Origin of the sequence: Streptomyces sp. NPDC127119 (assembly GCF_042677425.1) — a bacterium.
Taxonomy (GTDB): domain Bacteria; phylum Actinomycetota; class Actinomycetes; order Streptomycetales; family Streptomycetaceae; genus Streptomyces.
In genome coordinates this window covers 70289-90251 of the sequence record NZ_JBHXTO010000018.1, presented here as the reverse complement: position 1 = coordinate 90251, position 19963 = coordinate 70289, and the positions used below count along the sequence as shown (strand labels likewise).

The 19963-nt window shown below is 71.4% G+C and carries 15 protein-coding genes; all 15 read left to right on the top strand.

The window, feature by feature from the left end:
* Positions 1 to 127: 127 nt before the first annotated feature.
* The 15 genes from ACFVH5_RS11660 (at position 128) to ACFVH5_RS11590 (ending at position 19728) form a co-directional block, all read left to right on the top strand.
* Positions 128 to 1645: a sugar ABC transporter ATP-binding protein gene (locus ACFVH5_RS11660; RefSeq protein ID WP_385833351.1), complete on the top strand. Its 1518-nt coding sequence runs from the start codon at positions 128 to 130 to the stop codon at positions 1643 to 1645.
* Complete coding sequence (locus ACFVH5_RS11655) at positions 1642 to 2661, top strand: ABC transporter permease (RefSeq protein WP_384804762.1); 1020 nt, start codon at positions 1642 to 1644, stop codon at positions 2659 to 2661. Before ACFVH5_RS11660 ends, ACFVH5_RS11655 begins: the two co-directional genes overlap by 4 nt.
* Before the next feature lie 89 nt (positions 2662 to 2750).
* Positions 2751 to 3788: a substrate-binding domain-containing protein gene (locus ACFVH5_RS11650; RefSeq protein WP_385833350.1), complete on the top strand. Its 1038-nt coding sequence runs from the start codon at positions 2751 to 2753 to the stop codon at positions 3786 to 3788.
* A gap of 156 nt (positions 3789 to 3944) precedes the next feature.
* On the top strand, positions 3945 to 5177 hold the full coding sequence (locus tag ACFVH5_RS11645; RefSeq protein ID WP_385833349.1) for a Gfo/Idh/MocA family protein: 1233 nt from the start codon (positions 3945 to 3947) through the stop codon (positions 5175 to 5177).
* A gap of 15 nt (positions 5178 to 5192) precedes the next feature.
* Positions 5193 to 6197 carry a sugar phosphate isomerase/epimerase family protein gene (locus ACFVH5_RS11640; RefSeq protein WP_384804758.1) on the top strand — a complete coding sequence of 335 codons (1005 nt, stop codon included), beginning with the start codon at positions 5193 to 5195 and terminating at the stop codon, positions 6195 to 6197.
* Between the two features lie 195 nt (positions 6198 to 6392).
* Entirely contained in the window at positions 6393 to 8849 is a 2457-nt protein-coding gene (locus tag ACFVH5_RS11635; RefSeq protein ID WP_385833371.1) for a PQQ-dependent sugar dehydrogenase, read from the top strand.
* 35 nt (positions 8850 to 8884) lie between these two features.
* A complete protein-coding gene (locus ACFVH5_RS11630) occupies positions 8885 to 10270 on the top strand; it encodes a ThuA domain-containing protein (RefSeq protein WP_385833347.1) in 1386 nt (461 codons plus the stop codon).
* 123 nt (positions 10271 to 10393) lie between these two features.
* Positions 10394 to 11605, top strand: a complete 1212-nt coding sequence (locus ACFVH5_RS11625) for an inositol-3-phosphate synthase (RefSeq protein WP_385833346.1) — start codon at positions 10394 to 10396, stop codon at positions 11603 to 11605.
* A 341-nt stretch (positions 11606 to 11946) separates the two neighbouring features.
* Positions 11947 to 13017, top strand: a complete 1071-nt coding sequence (locus ACFVH5_RS11620; protein WP_385833369.1) for an SCO3242 family prenyltransferase — start codon at positions 11947 to 11949, stop codon at positions 13015 to 13017.
* Positions 13014 to 14006, top strand: coding sequence for a sugar phosphate isomerase/epimerase family protein (locus tag ACFVH5_RS11615; RefSeq protein ID WP_385833345.1), 993 nt, complete (start codon positions 13014 to 13016; stop codon positions 14004 to 14006). The genes ACFVH5_RS11620 and ACFVH5_RS11615 overlap by 4 nt, the downstream gene beginning before the upstream one ends.
* Complete coding sequence (locus tag ACFVH5_RS11610; RefSeq protein ID WP_385833344.1) at positions 14003 to 14740, top strand: EboA domain-containing protein; 738 nt, start codon at positions 14003 to 14005, stop codon at positions 14738 to 14740. Before ACFVH5_RS11615 ends, ACFVH5_RS11610 begins: the two co-directional genes overlap by 4 nt.
* Positions 14740 to 15657 carry a TatD family hydrolase gene (locus ACFVH5_RS11605; RefSeq protein ID WP_385833343.1) on the top strand — a complete coding sequence of 306 codons (918 nt, stop codon included), beginning with the start codon at positions 14740 to 14742 and terminating at the stop codon, positions 15655 to 15657. Before ACFVH5_RS11610 ends, ACFVH5_RS11605 begins: the two co-directional genes overlap by 1 nt.
* Positions 15658 to 15660: 3 nt before the next feature.
* The gene (eboE, locus tag ACFVH5_RS11600) at positions 15661 to 16830 is read left to right on the top strand and encodes a metabolite traffic protein EboE (protein ID WP_385833342.1); all 1170 of its coding nucleotides are present in this window, start codon (positions 15661 to 15663) and stop codon (positions 16828 to 16830) included.
* 119 nt (positions 16831 to 16949) lie between these two features.
* On the top strand, positions 16950 to 18359 hold the full coding sequence (locus tag ACFVH5_RS11595; protein WP_385833368.1) for an alkaline phosphatase family protein: 1410 nt from the start codon (positions 16950 to 16952) through the stop codon (positions 18357 to 18359).
* 187 nt (positions 18360 to 18546) lie between these two features.
* A complete protein-coding gene (locus ACFVH5_RS11590; protein WP_385833341.1) occupies positions 18547 to 19728 on the top strand; it encodes a sugar phosphate isomerase/epimerase family protein in 1182 nt (393 codons plus the stop codon).
* The last annotated feature ends 235 nt before the right edge of the window (positions 19729 to 19963 follow it).

Below are 19963 nucleotides of genomic sequence, written 5' to 3'. Positions count from 1 at the left end.
AGTAAGCGTCTCTCCCAGAGCCGCCCTCTTCCCGAGCCGCACTCCTTCCGAGCCGCCACCCACCCGGCTTCGCCCTGCCTCACTCCGCCCTGCCCTGAAACCGGCCCACATGCCGAGGGGAACCGTCATGGCACCAGAACCACCCCTTCTCACGATGTCCGGCATCACCAAGTCGTTCCCCGGTGTCCGGGCCCTCGACGGCGTCGACCTCGACGTCCTGACCGGCGAAGTGCACTGCCTGCTCGGCCAGAACGGCGCCGGAAAGTCCACGCTCATCAAGGTCCTGGCCGGCGCCCACCAGCCGGACGACGGCGCCATCGGCTGGCGCGGCGAGCAGGTCACCCTGCGCTCGCCGATCGCCGCCATGCGCCTGGGCATCGCCACCATCTACCAGGAACTCGACCTGGTGGAGGGCCTGTCGGTGGCCGAGAACGTCTACCTCGGCCATGAACCGACCTCCGCCGGATTCGTCGTACGCGGCAAGGACGCACGGGCCTCGACTGCCGCTCTCCTCAAGCGACTCGGGCACCCCGAGATCGATCCGGGGCGGCTCGTCGGTGAACTGTCCGCCGCCCACCAGCAGATCGTCTCCATGGCCCGGGCGCTCTCCCACGACGTACGCCTCATCGTGATGGACGAACCGTCCGCGGCCCTGGACCCGGACGAGGTCGACAACCTCTTCCGCATCGTCGGGGACCTCACCGCCGAGGGCGTCGCCGTCGTCTACATCTCGCACCGCCTGGAGGAGATCCGCCGCATCGGCGACCGGGTCACCGTCCTCAAGGACGGCCGCGCGGTGGCGAACGGCCTGCCCGCGAAGTCGACGCCGACCCGTGAGGTCGTCGCGCTGATGACCGGCCGGAACGTCGAGTACGTCTTCCCGCCGCGCCCGGGGCACCAGGACCTGCCCGAGCCGGTGCTTGAGGTCCAAGGTCTCTCGCGTCAGGGTGAGTTCGAGTCGCTCGACCTCACCCTGCGCCCCGGTGAGATCGTCGGCCTCGCGGGACTCGTCGGCTCCGGCCGCTCCGAGATCCTGGAGACCATCTACGGCGCCCGTAAGCCGAGCACCGGACAAGTGCGGGTGCAGGGGAAGCAGTTGAAGCCCGGCAGTGTCCGGGCCGCCGTCGCCGCCGGACTCGGCCTCGCCCCCGAGGAACGCAAGGCGCAGGCCCTGCTGATGCTGGAGTCCGTCACCCGGAACGTCTCCGTGTCCTCCATGTCCCGCTTCTCGTACGGGGGTTGGCTGGACCGGACCGCCGAACGGGACGCGGCGCGCAAGGCGACCCGCGAACTGTCGCTGCGCCCCGACAACCCGTCCGCCCTGATCCGCACCCTCTCCGGCGGCAACCAGCAGAAGGCGGTCCTCGCCCGCTGGCTGCTGCGCGGCTGCCGGGTGCTGCTGCTCGACGAACCCACCCGCGGCGTCGACGTCGGCGCCCGCGCCGAGCTGTACGCCGTCATCCGCCGCCTCGCCGACGAAGGCCTGGCCGTGCTCATGGTCTCCAGTGAAGTACCCGAGGTCCTCGGCCTCGCCGACCGCGTCCTGGTGCTCCGAGAGGGCCGGGTCGTCCACCGGGCGCCCGCCCAGGAGCTCGACGAACACCGCGTACTCGACCTCGTCATGGAAGGAAGCCCGGCGTCATGACGCAGCCCGTGTCCCCGCCCCGGGACGACACCCCGAAGCTGTCATCGCAGGCGGAGCGCAGCCCCTGGCGGGCGGTCGTGGCCCGCGCCGACGTCCGCACCCTGTCACTGCTCGGCGTGCTCGCCGCCCTGATCCTCATCGGAGGCATCACCAAGCCCGACGAGTTCCTCGACACCCGCAACCTCCAACTCGTCCTCACCCAGGCCTCGGTGATCGGTGTCGTCACCGTCGGGATGACCTTCGTCATCATCTCCGGCGGCATCGACCTGTCCGTCGGCGCGATCGTGGCACTCGCCTCGGTCTGGGCGACCACCGTCGCCACCCAGGACTTCGGCTTCATGGGGGTCCTCTTCACGGCGGTGCTCGTCGGCGTCGGCTGCGGCCTCGTGAACGGGGTGCTGATCGCGTACGGCGCCATGGTCCCGTTCATCGCGACCCTCGCCATGCTCGCCTCGGCCCGCGGTCTCGCCCTGCAGATCACCGACGGCAACACCCAGGTCGTCACCATCGACGGCATCCTCGACCTCGGTGAACGGGACTCCTACATCCTCGGTGTCCCGCCGCTGGTCCTGATGTTCGCGGTCGTGACGATCATCGGCTGGCTCGTGCTCAACCGCACCACCTTCGGGCGGCGCACGGTGGCCGTCGGCGGCAACGCGGAGGCGACCCGGCTCGCCGGCATCGACGTACGCCGCCAGCGCCTCTACCTCTACCTGCTCTCCGGACTGTGCTGCGGCATCGCGGCCTTCATGCTGATCATCCTGTCCGGCTCGGGCCAGAACACCAACGGCAACCTGTACGAGCTCGACGCGATCGCCGCCGCGATCATCGGCGGCACCCTGCTCACGGGGGGACGCGGCACCATCGTCGGCTCGGTGCTCGGGGTGCTGATCTTCACCACGATCACGAACATCTTCGCTCTGAACAACCTGCAGAGCGACGTCCAGCAGATCGCCAAGGGCGCGATCATCGTCGCCGCCGTACTCGTCCAGCGCCGCACCGCGAACACCACGTAGAGCCGCAGGTGCAGCAGCACACGAAGCACCCCGCACAGCACCGCCCTGCACGACCCGAGGGACTCGCCTTGAGGAAAGGGACCACCGCCATGCCAGAGCTCACGAGCCGCAGAGGACTGCTCTTCGGCACCGCCGCCGTCTCGGCCGGTGTCCTCCTCGCCGGTTGCACCAGCAACGACTCCGATGACGAGCCGGCCTCCAACGACCAGCCCGCCGCCGACGACAAGAAGGGCAAGCAGGTCACCATCGGCTTCGCCGGCCCGCAGGCCGACCACGGCTGGCTCAACGCGATCAACGACAACGCCAAGAGCCGCGCCAAGAAGTACGAGGACGTGACGCTGGAGATCACCGAGGGCTCCAACGACACCGCGGCCCAGATCGGCCAGATAGAGACGCTGATCAACAAGAAGGTCGACGTCCTGGTCATCCTGCCCGCCGACGGCAAGGCCCTCACCCAGGTCGGCCTCAAGGCCATGCGGGCCGGCATCCCGGTGGTCAACCTCGACCGCATCTTCAACTCCCCGCAGGCATACCGCTGTTACATCGGCGGCGACAACTTCGGCATGGGTCTCAACGCCGGTCACTACATCGGCGAGAAGCTCAAGGACAAGAAGAACGCCAAGGTCATCGAGCTGGCCGGACTCGACAACCTGGAACTCACCAAGCAGCGCACGGCCGGCTTCGACGCGGCCCTCAAGAACTACCCGAACATCAAGAAGGTGGCCCGCCAGGCCGCCGAGTTCACCGTCGAGTCGGGACAGGCCAAGATGTCCCAGCTGCTGCAGGCGCAGTCGAGCTTCGACGCGCTGTGGAACCACGACGACGACCAGGGCGTCGGCGCCCTGCGCGCCATCGAGCAGGCCGGCCGCGACGACTTCCTGATGGTCGGCGGAGCGGGCGCGCTGTCCGCCATGCAGGCCATCGAGTCGGACAACAGCGTCCTCAAGGCCACCGTCCTGTACCCGCCCACCATGGCCGCGTCCGCGATCGACCTCGCCCGCGCGCTCGGCCAGGGCAAGGGCATCAGCGGCCTCGCGGAGTTCGAGATCCCCTCGTCCCTGACGCTCTACTCGGCGGTCGTGGACAAGGAGAACGTCAAGACGTACCTGCCCACGGGGTTCAAGTAGAGCCTGGCCTCGTCGAGGGCGCCCGCCAGGGGCGCCCTTGAGGGGCGCGGGGAACTGCGCGACCTGCCATGACGAACCCGCAGGTCCCCACCCGCCGTAACCCGCGGAGCGCTCCGTACACCCCCACCGCGCCATGACGAAGAGGAGGACCTCCCGATGGGACAGCCGCAGCAGCCTGACGAGGAACAGGCCGGGGCGCAAGCCGGGGCACAGACGGGCAGACCCCCGCTGGGCGTCGGCATGGTCGGATACGCGTTCATGGGCGCCGCCCACTCCCAGGGCTGGCGCACCGCGGACCGCGTCTTCGAGCTACCGCTCCGACCCGTCCTCGCCGCCGTCTGCGGCCGTGACGCGACAGCCGTGAGAACGGCGGCCGACCGGCTCGGCTGGGCCGCCGCCGAGACCGACTGGCGCGCCCTGATCGCCCGCGACGACGTCGACCTCGTGGACGTCTGCACCCCCGGCGACAGCCACGCCGAGATCGCCATCGCCGCGCTCGCCGCGGGCAAGCACGTGCTGTGCGAGAAGCCCCTCGCCAACACGGTCGAGGAGGCCGAGGCGATGACCGCGGCCGCCGAGGCCGCCGAGGCGCGCGGCCAGGTCGCGATGGTCGGCTTCAACTACCGCCGGGTGCCCGCGACGGCGCTGGCCAGGAAGATGGTCGCCGAGGGCCGCATCGGCGCACTGCGGCACGTACGGGTGACGTACCTTCAGGACTGGCTGGTGGACCGGGAGTTCCCGCTGACCTGGCGGCTGCGCAAGGAGACCGCGGGTTCGGGCGCGCTCGGCGACCTGGGCGCCCACATCGTCGACCTCGCGCAGTACCTGGCGGGCGAGCCGGTGATCGGGGTGTCCGCGCTCACCGAGACGTTCGTACGGGAGCGGCCCCTGCTCTCCGGGGCGTCCAGAGGCCTCTCGGCGGCCGGCGGGGGCGAACTCGGGCCCGTCACGGTCGACGACGCCGCCCTGTTCACCGGACGGTTCGCCTCCGGAGCCCTCGCGTCCTTCGAGGCCACCCGGTTCGCGACCGGCCGCAAGAACTCCCTGCGCATCGAACTCAACGGCGAGAAGGGCTCGTTGGCCTTCGACCTGGAGCGCCTCAACGAGCTCTCGTACCACGACGGCACGGAGCCCGCCACGCACGCGGGCTTCCGCCGCATCCTCGTCACCGAACCCGACCACCCGTACCTGGAGGCCTGGTGGCCGCCGGGCCACGGGCTGGGCTACGAGCACACCTTCGTGCACCAGGCCCGCGACCTGGTCCACGCGATCGCGGAGGGCGGCCGGCCACTGCCGTCCTTCGCCGACGGGCTGCAGGTGCAGCGCGTGCTCGCGGCGGTCGAGGAGAGCGCCGAGAAGAACTCCGTCTTCACCCCCATAGCCAGCTGAGGAGGGCAAGTCCCGATGCCGCGCACCTTCACGCTCTTCACCGGCCAGTGGGCCGACCTGCCGCTCGAAGAGGTCTGCCGCCTCGCCCGCGACTTCGGCTACGACGGCCTCGAACTCGCCTGCTGGGGCGACCACTTCGAGGTCGACAAGGCCCTCGCGGACCCCGGATACCTGGACTCGCGGCGGGAACTGCTCGACAAGTACGGCCTCAAGTGCTGGGCCATCTCCAACCACCTGGTCGGCCAGGCCGTCTGCGACGCCATCATCGACGAACGCCACCAGGCGATCCTGCCCGCCCGCATCTGGGGCGACGGCGAGGCCGAGGGCGTACGGCAGCGGGCGGCGGCCGAGATCGCCGACACCGCGCGGGCCGCCGCGGCCTTCGGCGTCGACACCGTCATCGGCTTCACCGGCTCCGCGATCTGGCACCTGGTCGCGATGTTCCCGCCGGCCCCCGAGTCGATGATCCAGCGCGGCTACGAGGACTTCGCCGACCGCTGGAACCCCATCCTCGACGTCTTCGACAACGAGGGCGTGCGGTTCGCCCACGAGGTCCACCCCAGCGAGATCGCGTACGACTACTGGACGACCAAGGAGGCGCTCAAGGCGGTCGACCACCGGCCGGCCTTCGGGCTGAACTTCGACCCGTCGCACTTCGTCTGGCAGGACCTCGACCCGGTCGGCTTCCTCTACGACTTCCGCGACCGGATCTACCACGTCGACTGCAAGGAGGCGCGCAAGCGCCTCGACGGCCGCAACGGCCGCCTCGGCTCGCACCTCCCGTGGGGCGATCCCCGCCGCGGCTGGGACTTCGTGTCCGCGGGCCACGGCGACGTGCCGTGGGAGGACGTGTTCCGGATGCTGCGCTCCATCGACTACACGGGACCGATCTCGGTCGAGTGGGAGGACGCGGGCATGGACCGCCTCCAGGGCGCACCCGAGGCACTCACCCGCCTGAAGGCCTTCGACTTCGACCCGCCCACCGCGTCCTTCGACGCGGCATTCGGCGGCAACGACTAGCCACCCCCCTCGCAGAGTTCTCTCCGGGGTGACGGCGCACCCCGGCGTATCGCACCCGCATGTACCACCAGCCCCATTCTGGAGGCACCCGTGCACGCGAACGACCCCACCAGCACCGATAGAACTGACAGCCACAGAGCCGACAGTCACAGAGCCGACAGTCATGGCTCCGACAGTCGCCGAGGCCGCCCGAAGATACGGGTCCGCAAGGCGCTGGCCCTGCTCACCGGCGCACTCCTCGCCGGAGCCTCACTCACCCTCGCCACACCACCGGCGGGCGCGGCCACCGCGGACCCGGGCGCGGCGCCCGCCGCGCCGGTCGCCGCGGAAGACTTCCAGCAGGTCACCCTCGCCAAGGGCGAGCCCGAGACCGGCGAGCCCATGTCGCTGGCCGTCCTCCCGGACCGCTCGGTGCTGCACACCTCGCGCGACGGCGAGCTGCGGATCACCGACAGCGCGGGCAACACCCGCCTGGCCGGCAAGCTCGACGTCTACTCGCACGACGAGGAAGGCCTGCAGGGCGTCGGCATCGACCCCGGCTTCGCCGACAACCGCTTCATCTACCTCTACTACGCCCCGCCGCTCGACACCCCGGCGGGCGACGCCCCCGAGACGGGCACCGCGGCCGACTTCGCGCCCTTCGACGGCGTCAACCGCCTCTCGCGCTTCGTCCTGAACGCCGACGGCACCCTCGACAAGGCCAGCGAGAAGAAGGTCCTCGACGTCCCCGCGACCCGCGGCATCTGCTGCCACGTCGGCGGCGACATCGACTTCGACGCGGACGGCAACCTCTACCTGTCGACCGGCGACGACTCCAACCCGTTCCAGTCGGACGGCTACGCGCCCATCGACGAGCGCGCCGACCGCAACCCCGTCTTCGACGCCCAGCGCACCTCCGGCAACACCAACGACCTGCGCGGCAAGATCCTGCGCGTCAAGGTGAACGCCGACGGCTCGTACGGCATCCCCGACGGCAACCTCTTCGCGCCCGGCACGGACAAGACGCGGCCCGAGATCTACGCGATGGGCTTCCGCAACCCGTTCCGCTTCAGCGTCGACAAGAAGACCGGCATCCTCTACGTCGGTGACTACGGCCCGGACGCCGGCGCGGCGGACCCCGCGCGCGGCCCCGCAGGACAGGTCGAGTTCGCCCGCGTGACCGAGCCCGGCAACTTCGGCTGGCCGTACTGCACCGGCGACAACGACGCCTACGTCGACTACGACTTCGCCACGAAGACCTCGGGCGCCGCCTTCGACTGCGCCGCGCCCAAGAACACCTCGCCGAACAACACCGGTCTCACCGACCTGCCGCCGGCCCAGGCCGCCTGGATCCCCTACGACGGCGGTTCCGTGCCCGAGTTCGGCACCGGCTCCGAGTCCCCGATGGGCGGACCGGTCTACCACTTCGACCCCTCGCTCGACTCGCCGGTCAAGTTCCCCGAGGCGTACGACGGCGACTTCTTCGCCGGTGAGTTCGGCCGCCGCTGGATCAAGCGGATCTCCTCGGACGGCGACGGCACCGTGCAGTCCATCAACGACGTGCCGTGGACCGGCACCCAGGTCATGGACATGGCCTTCGGCCCGGACGGCGCGCTCTACGTCCTCGACTACGGCGTGTCCTGGTTCGGCGGCGACGAGAACTCCGCCCTGTACCGCATCGAGAACGCCACCGACGGCCACTCGCCCGTCGCCCAGGCCACGGCCGACAAGCAGTCCGGACAGGCGCCTTTGAAGGTCACGTTCTCCTCGGCCGGCTCCACGGACGCCGACGGCGACACCCTCACGTACAGCTGGGACTTCGGCGACGGCGGCACGTCGACGTCGGCGAACCCGACGTACAAGTACAAGACGAACGGCACCTACACCGCGACCCTGACGGCGAAGGACCCCGACGGCCGCACCGGCAGCTCCAGCGTGCAGATCGTCGTCGGCAACACCGCGCCCAAGGTGACGCTCCAACTCCCCCAGGACGGCCAGCTGTTCGCCTTCGGTGACGCGGTGCCCTTCAAGGTGAAGGTGACCGACCCGGAGGACGGCACCATCGACTGCGCCAAGGTGAAGGTCACCTTCGTCCTCGGCCACGACAGCCACGGCCACCCCGTGACCTCGGCGAACGGCTGCTCCGGCACCATCCAGACCAGCGCCGACGGCGGCCACGACGAGGACGCCAACATCTTCGGTGTCTTCGACGCGGAGTACACCGACGGCGGAGGCGGCGGCCAGCAGGCGCTCACCACCCACGACCAGTCCGTCGTCCAGCCCAAGCACCGCCAGGCCGAGCACTTCGGCACGTCCCAGGGCGTGACCGTCACGGCCAGGACCGGCGCACACGGCGGCAAGACCGTCGGCGACATCAACAACAAGGACTGGATCTCCTTCGAGCCGTACGTCCTGAGCAACGCCACGAAGCTCACGGCACGCGTCTCCTCCGCTGGCACGGGCGGCAAGCTCGAAGTCCGCGCGGGCTCGCCCACCGGACGCCTCCTGGGCAGCGCGACCGTCCCGGTGACCGGCGGCTGGGAGACCTTCCAGGACGTCACCGCCTCCCTGTCCAAGGCACCGCGCGGCACGACCACGCTCTACCTCGTCTTCAAGGGACGCGGCACCGGGGCCCTGTACGACGTGGACGACTTCACCTTCACGACCCGCTGACCGCCGATCCGCTGATTCGCTGAGGGAGGTCTTTCATGCGAGCAACTGGCCGTACCGTGACCGCGGTGGCCGGCGCCGCCCTGCTCATCGGGTGTGTGTCGGGCCCGGCGGAGTCGAAGGGACCGGACGGGCCGAAGGGGCACGCGGCCGACGACCGGGTCCTGGTGTTCTCCGAGACCGCCGGCTTCCGGCACGACTCCATCCCCGAGGGCATCGCCGCGGTGAAGGCCCTCGGAGCCGAACACGGCTTCGCGGTCGACGCCACCGAGGACTCGCGCGCCTTCTCCGCGCGAAACCTCGCCCGGTACGACGCCGTGGTGTTCCTCTCCACGACCGGGGACGTCCTCACCGACGGACAGCAGAAGGCGTTCGAGCGGTACATCGGGCAGGGCGGCGGTTACGTGGGCATCCACGCCGCCGCCGACACCGAGTACGACTGGGAGTTCTACGGCGGCCTCGCCGGCGCCTGGTTCCAGTCGCACCCGGCGATCCAGCCCGCCCGCGTCGAGGTCGAGGACCGGGCCCACCCGGCCACCGCGCACCTCGGGGAGTCCTGGAACCGCACGGACGAGTGGTACAACTACCGCTCCAACCCGCGCGACCGGGCCCATGTACTGGCCTCGCTCGACGAGTCGTCGTACACCGGCGGCACGATGAGCGGCGACCATCCGATCGCCTGGTGCCAGGAGTACCGGGGCGGCCGTTCCTTCTACACGGGCAGCGGCCACACCAAGGAGTCGTACGCCGATCCCGCCTTCCGGCAGCATCTGCTGGGCGGCATCCGCTGGGCCGTCGGCGACACCCAGGCCGACTGCCGTCCGGAGAAGGGCTACACGCCCCTCTTCGACGGAAGTGCCGAGTCGCTGGCCGACTGGAAGCAGGCGGGACCGGGTGCGTTCTCGCTCTCGGACGACGGGACACTCACGTCGTCCGGCGGCCTGGGCATGCTCTGGTACGGCGCCTCGGAGTTCACCTCGTACTCGCTGAAACTCGACTGGAGGATGGCGAGTGCCTCCGGTGACGACAACTCCGGTGTCTTCGTGGGCTTCCCGGCCTCCGACGACCCGTGGTCGGCCGTCGACAACGGGTACGAGATCCAGATCGACGCGACCGACGCCCCCGACCGCACCACCGGGGCCGTGTACAGCTTCCAGTCCGCCGACATCAAGAAGCGCGACCGTGCGCTGAACCCGCCGGGGGAGTGGAACACGTACGAGATCCGCGTGGAGGGCGAACGACTCCGCGTCTGGCTCAACGGCGTGAAGATCAACGACTACACCAACACCGATCCGGCGCGGAGCCTGCGGGACGGTCATGTCGGCATCCAGAACCACGGTGCCGACGACCGGGTGTCCTTCCGCGACGTCCGGATCAAGCAACTGCCGGTGCGATCGGTGCGAACCGCCGCACAGGGCGATTGAGCGGCGGCGGGCGGGGGACGCCGGACCCCCGCCCGCCGTCTTGACCTCTCCACCTCCACCCTCCGGCACCGGCTTTTCCGCGTTGCGTTCGCGCCGAGTTCGCGTTTGAGAGGGAGGCTGCCCATGTCCGCCGAACCGTCTGTTTCCCCTTCTCGGGTCGGAGTGTGGCTGATCGGAGCGCGAGGCTCCGTCGCCACGACCGCCGTCGCGGGCTGCGCGGCCGTCACGGCCGGGCTCCATCCACCGACCGGCATGGTGACCGAGACCGGCGCCTTCCACGAGGCCGGCCTGCCCTCCCTGCCCTCGCTCGTCTTCGGCGGCCACGACGTCGTCGACTGCCCACTCCCGAAACGGGCCGAGTCCCTCGCCGCCGGCGGTGTCCTGCCCCACGACCTCCCGTCCGCCGTCGGGGCCGAACTGGCCGCCGCCGACCGGGAGATCCGGATCGGCGGCCCGCTCCCCGGCGACACCCGGACCGAGGACGAACTGATCGAGGCCCTCGCCCAGGACATCCGCGACTTCGCCCACCGGAGCGGCGTCGCCAGAACCGTCGTCGTCAACGTGTCCTCCACGGAACCCGTCCCCGAGGGCGACGCCCTCCCCGCCAGCTCCCTGTACGCCGCCGCCGCACTGCGGGCCGGCTGCCCGTACGTCAACTTCACACCGTCCGCGGGCCTGCACCACCCGCGCCTCGCACCGGCGGCGGCCTCGTCCGGACTGCCGTACGCCGGCCGCGACGGCAAGACCGGCCAGACCCTGCTGCGGTCGGTCCTCGGCCCGATGTTCGCGCAGCGCGCGCTGGCCGTCCGCGCCTGGTCCGGTACGAACCTGCTGGGCGGCGGTGACGGCGCGGCCCTCGCCGACCCGGCCGCCGCAGCCGCCAAGAACGCCGGCAAGGAACGCGTCCTCGCCGACACCCTCGGCACGGTCCCCGAGGGCGAGACCCATATCGACGACGTACCGTCCCTCGGCGACTGGAAGACCGCCTGGGACCACATCGCCTTCGACGGCTTCCTCGGCACCCGGATGGTCCTCCAGACGACCTGGCAGGGCTGCGACTCCTCCCTCGCCGCCCCCCTGATCCTGGACCTGGCCCGCCTGGTCGCCCGCGCCCACGAGCTGGGCGTCTCGGGCCCGGTCGCCGAACTCGGCTTCTACTTCAAGGACCCGGTGGGGGAGGGCCCCGCGCCCCTGGGCGAGCAGTACGCCCACCTCATCGGCTTCGCCGACCGCCTGCGCGAACTCGCGCAACCGCCGGGGCAGGGGGTTCCCGCGGCGGACCACGCGAACCCGGACGGCACGACCCCGCAAGGGACAGCCGGGGAGCCCCGATGACCGGCCTGCGCGGGCTGATACGACCCGGACGGGGTGCGGTACCCGGGGCCAGTGGTGGGCCCGGGGCGCGCGGAGCGTTCGGGGCACGTGGCGCGTCCGGGGCCGGGGGTGTGCCCGGATGGCGGGAGCGGCTCGGGTGGCCCGCCCGACAGGGGACACCGAACGGCTCCGGTCCCGGAACACCACGACGGCCCGAAGCCGTCGCCGTCGCCGTCGCGGGGGCACCTCGGCAGCCCGACGCCGAGCCGACCGCGACTGCTGCGCCGAAGGCAGGGCCGGCTGGGCAGTCGCCGGAACCGGGGCAGCGGCCAAGGCCTGGTCCGCGCCCGGCCGGTTCGGGACTGCGTGCCTGGGTGGAACTCCTGCGCCTGCCCGCCCTGTTCACCGTCCCCGGCGACGCGCTCGCGGGCGCCGCCGCCGCAGGGGTCCGCCCGAACCCCCGAACCCTCCTCGCCATCGGTTCCTCCCTCTGTCTGTACGAAGCCGGTATGGCCCTCAACGACTGGGCCGACCGCGCCGAGGACGCCGTCGACCGCCCGCACCGCCCGCTGCCCTCCGGCCGGGTGAGGCCGGCCGCCGCCCTCGCGGCGGCCGGGGGCCTGACCCTGGCGGGCCTGGCCCTCGCGTCCCGCGCGGGCCGCCGACCGCTCGCGGTCGCCGGCGCCCTGGCGGCCACGGTCTGGTCGTACGACCTGGTCCTCAAACGCACGCCCGCCGGCCCCGTGGCGATGGCCGCGGCCCGGGGCCTGGACCTCCTCCTCGGCGGGGTGGCCTCGGGCGGCGACACCCGCAAGGCGGTGCCGTCCGCCCTGACCCTGGCCACCCACACCCTGGCCGTCACCACGGTCTCCCGCCACGAGACCCAGGGCGGCTCCGCCTGGGCCCCGCTGACCGCCCTGGCCACGACGACAGCCCTGACCTGGTCCCTGACACGCGACAACCGGACGGACGCCGACCTGTCCCGCGGTGACCTGTCACGCGCCGACCGCACGCGCGCCGACCTGTCACGCCCCGACCGCACGCGCCCCGACCTGACGCGTGACGACCGGAGGAGCGCCGTCCGTACGAACGCCACCCGTACCGCCGGCGGCCGGCTGCTGGAGCACGCCCCGCCGGGCGTTCCCAGCCTCAGGCACCCCCCTCCCCGGTCCAGGGGAATCACCCTGAACATCGCCACCCTGAGCGGAGCACTCACCACCCTCTACGCCGTGACCTCCGCCCGCCCCCTCCTCCATGCCGCCCTCAACCCGTCACCCCCACTGACACAGAGAGCCGTCGGCGGTGGAATCCGCGCCATGATCCCGCTCCAGGCGGCCCTCGCCGCCCGCTCAGGAGCCCCCGTCACGGCCCTGCTGACGGCAGCCCTCGCCCCGGCCGCCCGCAGGTTCAGCCGAAAGGTGAGCGTGACATGACCCCTCCGCCCAGCTCTCCCCCGAGCCCGCTGTCGAGCCCTGCCCCCGCCGCCCGGCCGACCCCCCACCCCCTCCGCTTCTCCTACGGCACCAACGGTCTGACCGACCTCCGCCTTGACGACGCCCTCTCCCTCCTCGCCGACCTCGGCTACGACGGCGTGGGGCTGACCCTCGACCACATGCACCTCGACCCGTTCGCTCCCGGCCTCGCCGCCCGCACCCAGGGGATCGCCCGCAGGCTGGACGAACTGGGCCTGGGCGTCACCCTGGAGACCGGCGCCCGCTACGTGCTCGACCCCAGGCGCAAGCACGGCCCGTCCCTGCTCGACCCGGACCCGGACGAGCGGGCCCGGCGCGTCGACCTCCTCGTCCGCGCCGTCCGGATCGCGGGCGACCTCGGTGCCCACGCGGTGCACTGTTTCAGCGGCGTCCTCCCGAAGGAGGAGTCCGGAGCGGTCGCCGAGGACACCGCCTGGAAGCGTCTCGCCGAAGCACTCACCCCCGTCCTCGACGTGGCCACCGACGCCGGAATCCCCCTGGCCGTCGAACCCGAACCCGGTCACCTCCTCGCCACCCTCGACGACTTCCACCGTCTGCGCACCACACTCGGCAGCCCCGACGCCCTCGGACTCACCCTCGACATCGGCCACTGCCAGTGCCTCGAACCGCAGTCACCCGCCGACTGCGTACACGCCGCCGCGCCCTGGCTGAAGCACGTCCAGATCGAGGACATGCGCCGCGGCGTCCACGAACACCTCCCTTTCGGCGACGGCGAGATCGACTTCCCGCCCGTACTCGAAGCCCTCACCGCCGTGGGCTACCAGGGCCTGGTCTCCGTCGAACTGCCCCGCCACTCCCACGCCGGCCCTCAATTCGCCCAGCAGTCCCTCCCGTTCCTCCGGCACGCGGCCTCGTCCTTCGTCCCCCGGGGCGCTCCTGACCACCCCCGGCCGGCCGCCGAAGGCGTCCTTGAAGGGAGAACCTCGTGAACGACCTCCACGACGCCCCCGGCGCCGCCCGCACCCCCTTCCCGGCGGAGACCCCGCCCGCCCTCACCACGCTGCACGCCCGCCTGAACTCCGTCCTCGGCGGCGCCGCCCGGGCCTGGCTCGACCAGGCCCTCGACGAGGCTGCCGCCCACCCGGGCACCGACGGCCCCATCTCCGTGTGGGAGTTGCGCATCGCCGAGGCGGGCCGGCGCTGCGGACCCGAGTACGCGGAGGCGGCCCGCGTACTCCTCCTGTACGCGGCCCGGGCCGACGCCCCCACTCTCGCCCGCGTCTACCGCCAGGGCACCGCCGACGAACGCCGGGCCGTCCTGGAGGCCCTGCCCCACCTGGTGACCGGACCCGAGGGCCTGCCGGTCGTCGAGGACGCCCTGCGCACCAACGACACCCGGCTGGTGGCCGCGGCCGTCGGCCCGTACGCCGCCCGGCACCTGGACGCCCACAACTGGCGGCACGCCGTCCTGAAGTGCCTGTTCACCGGGGTGCCCGTGGACGCCGTCGCCGACCTCCCCGACCGGGCCCGCGACGACGCCGAACTCGCCCGCATGCTCGGCGACTACGCCGCCGAACGCACCGCCGCCGACCGCCCCGTCCCCCACGACCTGCACCGCGTCCTGGCCCTCACCGGGCACCCGGCCACCCCCACCGGAACCGACGCACCGGGGGACCCGACCACCCCCGACGGCGTGCGCGGCACCGAAGGCAAGGAGTCCTGATGCGCATCTTCGACCCCCACATCCACATGACGTCACGGACCACCGACGACTACGAGGCCATGCACGACGCCGGCGTCCGTGCCGTCGTCGAACCCGCCTTCTGGCTGGGGCAGCCACGCACCTCACCCGCCTCCTTCTTCGACTACTTCGACGCCCTCCTCGGCTGGGAGCCCTTCCGGGCGGCCCAGTACGGCATCGCCCACCACTGCACCATCGCCCTGAACCCCAAGGAGGCCAACGACCCGCGCTGCGTGCCCGTCCTCGACGAGCTGCCCCGGTATCTCGTCAAGGACCACGTGGTGGCCGTCGGCGAGATCGGCTACGACTCGATGACACCCGCCGAGGACACCGCGCTGGCCGCACAGCTCCAGCTCGCCGCCGAGTACGCGCTGCCCGCGCTGGTCCACACGCCCCACCGCGACAAGCTGGCGGGTCTGCGCCGCACCCTCGACGTGGTCCGGGAGTCCGCACTGCCCATGGACCACGTCCTGATCGACCACCTCAACGAGACGACGGTCAAGGAGGCCAAGGACGGCGGCTGCTGGCTCGGCTTCTCGGTCTATCCGGACACCAAGATGGACGAGGAGCGGATGGTCGCGGTCCTGCAGGAGTACGGACCGGAGAAGGTGCTGGTCAACTCCGCCGCCGACTGGGGCAAGAGCGATCCCCTGAAACCCCGCAAGGTCGCCGACGCCCTGCTGAAGGCCGGGTTCACCGAGGACGCCGTCGACCAGGTGCTGTGGCGCAACCCCGTCGCCTTCTACGGCCTCAGCGGGCGCCTCGACCTCGACATCGCCGGCACGGACGCCACCCACGAGGGCAACTCCATCCTCCGAGGAGTCCCGAAAACCACCCCGGAGACCCCGACCGGGACCGGGACCGGAACCAGGACCGAGCCCGCGACCACGGAGGCGTGACCGATGCGCTTCCGCCACCCCGACGGCTCCACCGTCCACCTCGCCTACTGCACCAACGTCCACCCCGCGGAAACCCTCGCCGGGGTCCGCGCCCAGCTCCGCGACCACTGCGAACCCGTGCGCAAGCGGCTCGGCCGCGACCGGCTCGGCATCGGCCTGTGGCTCGCCAAGGACGCCGCCCGCGCCCTCGTCACCGACCCGTCCGCCCTGCGCGGCCTGCGCGCGGAACTCGACAGCCGAGGCCTCGAAGTCGTCACCCTCAACGGCTTCCCCTATGAGGGCTTCGGTGCCGAGGAGGTCAAGTACCGCGTCTACAAGCCGGACTGGGCCGACCCCGAACGCCTCGACCACACGACGGCCCTCGCCCGCCTGCTCGCCGGACTCCTCCCCGACGACGTCACCGAGGGCACCATCTCCACCCTGCCGCTCGCCTGGCGCAGCGTGTACGACGACGACCGCGCCGCCCTGGCCCACACGGCCCTGCGCACGCTCGCCGAACGCCTCGACGCACTGGAGGAGCTGACCGGCCGCTCCATCCGCATCGGCCTGGAACCGGAACCCGGCTGCACCGTCGAGACCACGGCCGACGCCATCGCCGCGCTCGCCGCCATCGGCCGCGACCGCATCGGTATCTGCGTCGACACCTGCCATCTCGCCACCTCCTTCGAAGATCCGCACACCGCCCTGGACCGGCTGGCTGCCGCCGGCGTCCCTGTCGTCAAGTCCCAGCTGTCGGCCGCCCTGCACGCCGAACAGCCCCACCTCCCCGAAGTCCGCGAGGCACTCGCCGCCTTCGACGAACCCCGCTTCCTGCACCAGACCCGCACCCTCACCGCCGCCGGGCTCCGCGGCACCGACGACCTCGGCGAGGCCATCAAGGAGGACGCGCTGCCCGACGCCTCCCCGTGGCGCGCCCACTTCCACGTGCCGCTGCACGCGGCTCCCGCCGCGCCCCTCACCTCCACGCTGCCCGTACTCAAGGACACGCTGACCCGGCTGGTCGGCGGCCCGCAGCCGCTCACCCACCACCTTGAGGTCGAGACCTACACCTGGCAGGCGCTCCCGCCGGAACTGCGCCCCCGGGCACGGGCCCAGCTCGCCGACGGCATCGCCGCCGAACTCATGCTCGCCCGAGACCTGTTGACGGACCTCGGCCTGAAGGAGCTGCCGTGAGCATCCCCGAATCCCCGGCCGAGACCGGGGCCGTGACCGAGACCGGGACCGAGGCCTCGACCGCGACGCAGACCGCGACGCAGACCGCGACGCCGGCCGCGGAGGCAGCCGAGCCCCTGATCGAGCCGGCCGCCACCGCCACCGCCGGCCCGTCTTCACCCACTCCTCTCCTCGTCCTGGACGTAGTCGGCCTCACCCCCCGTCTTCTCGATCACATGCCCCACCTCAAGTCCCTGGCCCAGTCCGGCTCCAAGGCCCACCTCGGGACCGTCCTGCCCGCCGTCACCTGCGCCGCCCAGTCCACGTTCCTGACCGGCACCCACCCCTCCGAGCACGGCATCGTCGGCAACGGCTGGTACTTCCGCGACCTCGGTGACGTCCTGCTGTGGCGCCAGCACAACGGCCTGGTGTCCGGGGACAAGATCTGGGACGCCGCCCGGCGCGTCCACCCCGACTACACGGTCGCCAACATCTGCTGGTGGTACGCCATGGGCGCCGACACCGACATCACCATCACCCCCCGTCCGGTCTACTACGCCGACGGCCGCAAGGAACCCGACTGCTACACCCGGCCCCCGGCCCTGCACGACGAACTCACCGAGAAATTCGGCACGTTCCCGCTCTTTCACTTCTGGGGCCCCGGCGCCGACCTCGTCTCCAGCCAGTGGATCATCGACGCCACCCGTCACGTCATCGCCACCCGCCGGCCGGACCTGACCCTCTGTTACCTCCCTCATCTCGACTACGACCTGCAGCGCTTCGGCCCCGACGACCCGCGCTCCCTGAAAGCGGCCGCCGACCTGGACGCGGCCCTGGCCCCACTGCTCGACGACGCCCGCGCGGAGGGCCGTACCGTCGTCGCCCTGTCCGAGTACGGCATCACCCGCGCGGACCGCCCCGTCGACATCAACCGCGCGCTGCGCCGCGCCGGACTCCTTGAGGTGCACACCCAGGACGGCATGGAGTACCTCGACCCGATGACCTCACGGGCCTTCGCCGTCGCCGACCACCAGATCGCCCATGTCTATGTGCGCCGCCCCGAGGACATGGAAGCCACCAAGGCGGCGCTCGCCGACCTGCCCGGCATCGAGCAACTCCTGGACGACGAGGGCAAGAAGACCCACCATCTCGACCATCCCCGCTCCGGCGAGCTGGTCGCCGTCGCGGAGCCGGACGCCTGGTTCACGTACTACTACTGGCTCGACGACGCCCGCGCGCCCGACTTCGCGCAGCTCGTCGAGATCCATCGCAAACCCGGCTACGACCCGGTCGAGCTCTTCATGGATCCGCTCGACCCGTACGTCAAGGTCAAGGCCGCGGGCGCGCTGGCCCGCAAGAAGCTCGGCATGCGCTACCGCATGGCGGTCGTGCCCCTCGATCCCTCACCTATTCGAGGCAGCCACGGCCGCCTCCCCCTGAGCGACGACGAAGGTCCGCTCATCATCTGCTCCACCCCCCGCGCTGTCGGCGACCGCGTCGCGGCCACCGATGTGAAATCCCTGCTGCTCGATCTGGCCGGCCTCGGGTGACAGCACCCGGGAACGACCGGACGGGCGAACACGAAAAGTGAAACACACGGCACCGACATCGTGCCCGGCCTGTGGATAACTCTCCTGTCCCTCGCCATTTTCCCTGGCCAGAGGCTTACCGTCCCAGCCGGACGCCGATCCCGCACACGGCCGTACACGGTCGTGCACCAACCGAAAGAGAGACACCGTGACCGCGTTCAACGACGAATCCGGATCCGGCGACGCCCTGCGTCGCACGCTCGGCGTCCACCGCCGCCGCTTCCTCAGCACCTGCACCGCCGTCGCCGCCGGGGCGGTCGCCGCCCCGGTGCTGGGAGCCTCACCCGCCCTGGCCCAGGACCGGGGCAGAGGCCACGGCCACGGCCATGACCACGGTCACGGCCGCGGGCACGTCCTCGTCCCGGCGGGCAAGCGCGGCATCATCCTCTACACCGTCCGTGACGCCACGGCCCGCGACCCGCTCGCCTCGGACCTGCCCTCCGGCTTCCGCGAGGTGTTCAAGCAACTGGCCCGTCACGGGTACCGCCAGGTGGAGTTCGCCGGTTACAACCAGCACGCCAACGCGCCGGGCGGTGCCAGCCTGGAGTCCGTCGCGGGCGCCAGGCTGCTCCGCTCCTGGCTCGACGAGTACGGGCTGCGCGCCCAGGGCAACCACGGCTTCATACCGCCCTCCTGGCCGCTGACCAGCGCCGACCTGGACACCTTCAAGAAGCACCTGGAGATCGCCAACATCCTCGGCATGGACCACATGGGCACCGGTGGCGACCCCACCGGCAGCTCCTACCGGGCCGACTGGGACGTGGCGGCCGAGAAGTGGAACGCGCTGGGCAAGATCGCCCGCCGCGAGGGCATCAAGCTGTACACGCACAACCACGACGCGGCGTACGGCTTCCTGCTCGACGGGGGCCCGCTGGACGCACAGGGCCGGCCCACCCGCAGCTCCGGCATCCGCAAGCTGGAGTACTTCCTGAAGGTCACCGACCCGAAGCTGGTCTGGCTGGAGATGGACATCTTCTGGGCGCACGTGGCGCAGTACAAGTTCCACACCTACACCGCCCTTGACGGCTCCACTCGCGAGAAGGTCTTCGACCCGGCGGGGCTCGTCGCCCGGCACAACAAGCGCTACCCGCTGTTCCACGCCAAGGACGGTGTCGTGAGCACCACCAACGGCATGGGCTACGACATGGTGCCCTTCGGAACAGGCGTCATCGACTACACCACGTTCTTCTCGCGGGTCGGCGAGCGGAACTACCACAACCCGATGGTCGAGGACGACAACTCGCCCAGTGCCACCGACCCGGCGCAGTCGCTGCGCGAGGCCAAGATCAGTTACGACAACCTCGCGGCCCTGCGCGCCAAGAAGCACTGACCCGGGGCGCGTCCCGCACGCACCCCGCACGGCGCAGTCCGGACGTACAACAGCCGGACATGCAAAGGCCGGACGTACAACGGCCGCACGTATCACGGCCGGGCGTACCACGGCCGGACGTACAACAGGCGGTCCTTCCCACGCACTGTCGTGGGGAGGACCGCCGTCGTTCTCAAGAACTGAAGCGGATCTCGGGGTTTCCGGGTGTCGGGGACGGATGCGGCGTGGGGAACAC

What these genes read in the sequence shown, in the direction of transcription:
- ACFVH5_RS11660 (WP_385833351.1), top strand. Translation starts at nt 128, where the DNA reads ATGGCACCAGAACCACCCCTTCTCACGATGTCCGGCATCACCAAGTCG.
- ACFVH5_RS11655 (WP_384804762.1), top strand. Translation starts at nt 1,642, where the DNA reads ATGACGCAGCCCGTGTCCCCGCCCCGGGACGACACCCCGAAGCTGTCA.
- ACFVH5_RS11650 (WP_385833350.1), top strand. Translation starts at nt 2,751, where the DNA reads ATGCCAGAGCTCACGAGCCGCAGAGGACTGCTCTTCGGCACCGCCGCC.
- ACFVH5_RS11645 (WP_385833349.1), top strand. Translation starts at nt 3,945, where the DNA reads ATGGGACAGCCGCAGCAGCCTGACGAGGAACAGGCCGGGGCGCAAGCC.
- ACFVH5_RS11640 (WP_384804758.1), top strand. Translation starts at nt 5,193, where the DNA reads ATGCCGCGCACCTTCACGCTCTTCACCGGCCAGTGGGCCGACCTGCCG.
- ACFVH5_RS11630 (WP_385833347.1), top strand. Translation starts at nt 8,885, where the DNA reads ATGCGAGCAACTGGCCGTACCGTGACCGCGGTGGCCGGCGCCGCCCTG.
- ACFVH5_RS11625 (WP_385833346.1), top strand. Translation starts at nt 10,394, where the DNA reads ATGTCCGCCGAACCGTCTGTTTCCCCTTCTCGGGTCGGAGTGTGGCTG.
- ACFVH5_RS11615 (WP_385833345.1), top strand. Translation starts at nt 13,014, where the DNA reads ATGACCCCTCCGCCCAGCTCTCCCCCGAGCCCGCTGTCGAGCCCTGCC.
- ACFVH5_RS11605 (WP_385833343.1), top strand. Translation starts at nt 14,740, where the DNA reads ATGCGCATCTTCGACCCCCACATCCACATGACGTCACGGACCACCGAC.
- eboE (WP_385833342.1), top strand. Translation starts at nt 15,661, where the DNA reads ATGCGCTTCCGCCACCCCGACGGCTCCACCGTCCACCTCGCCTACTGC.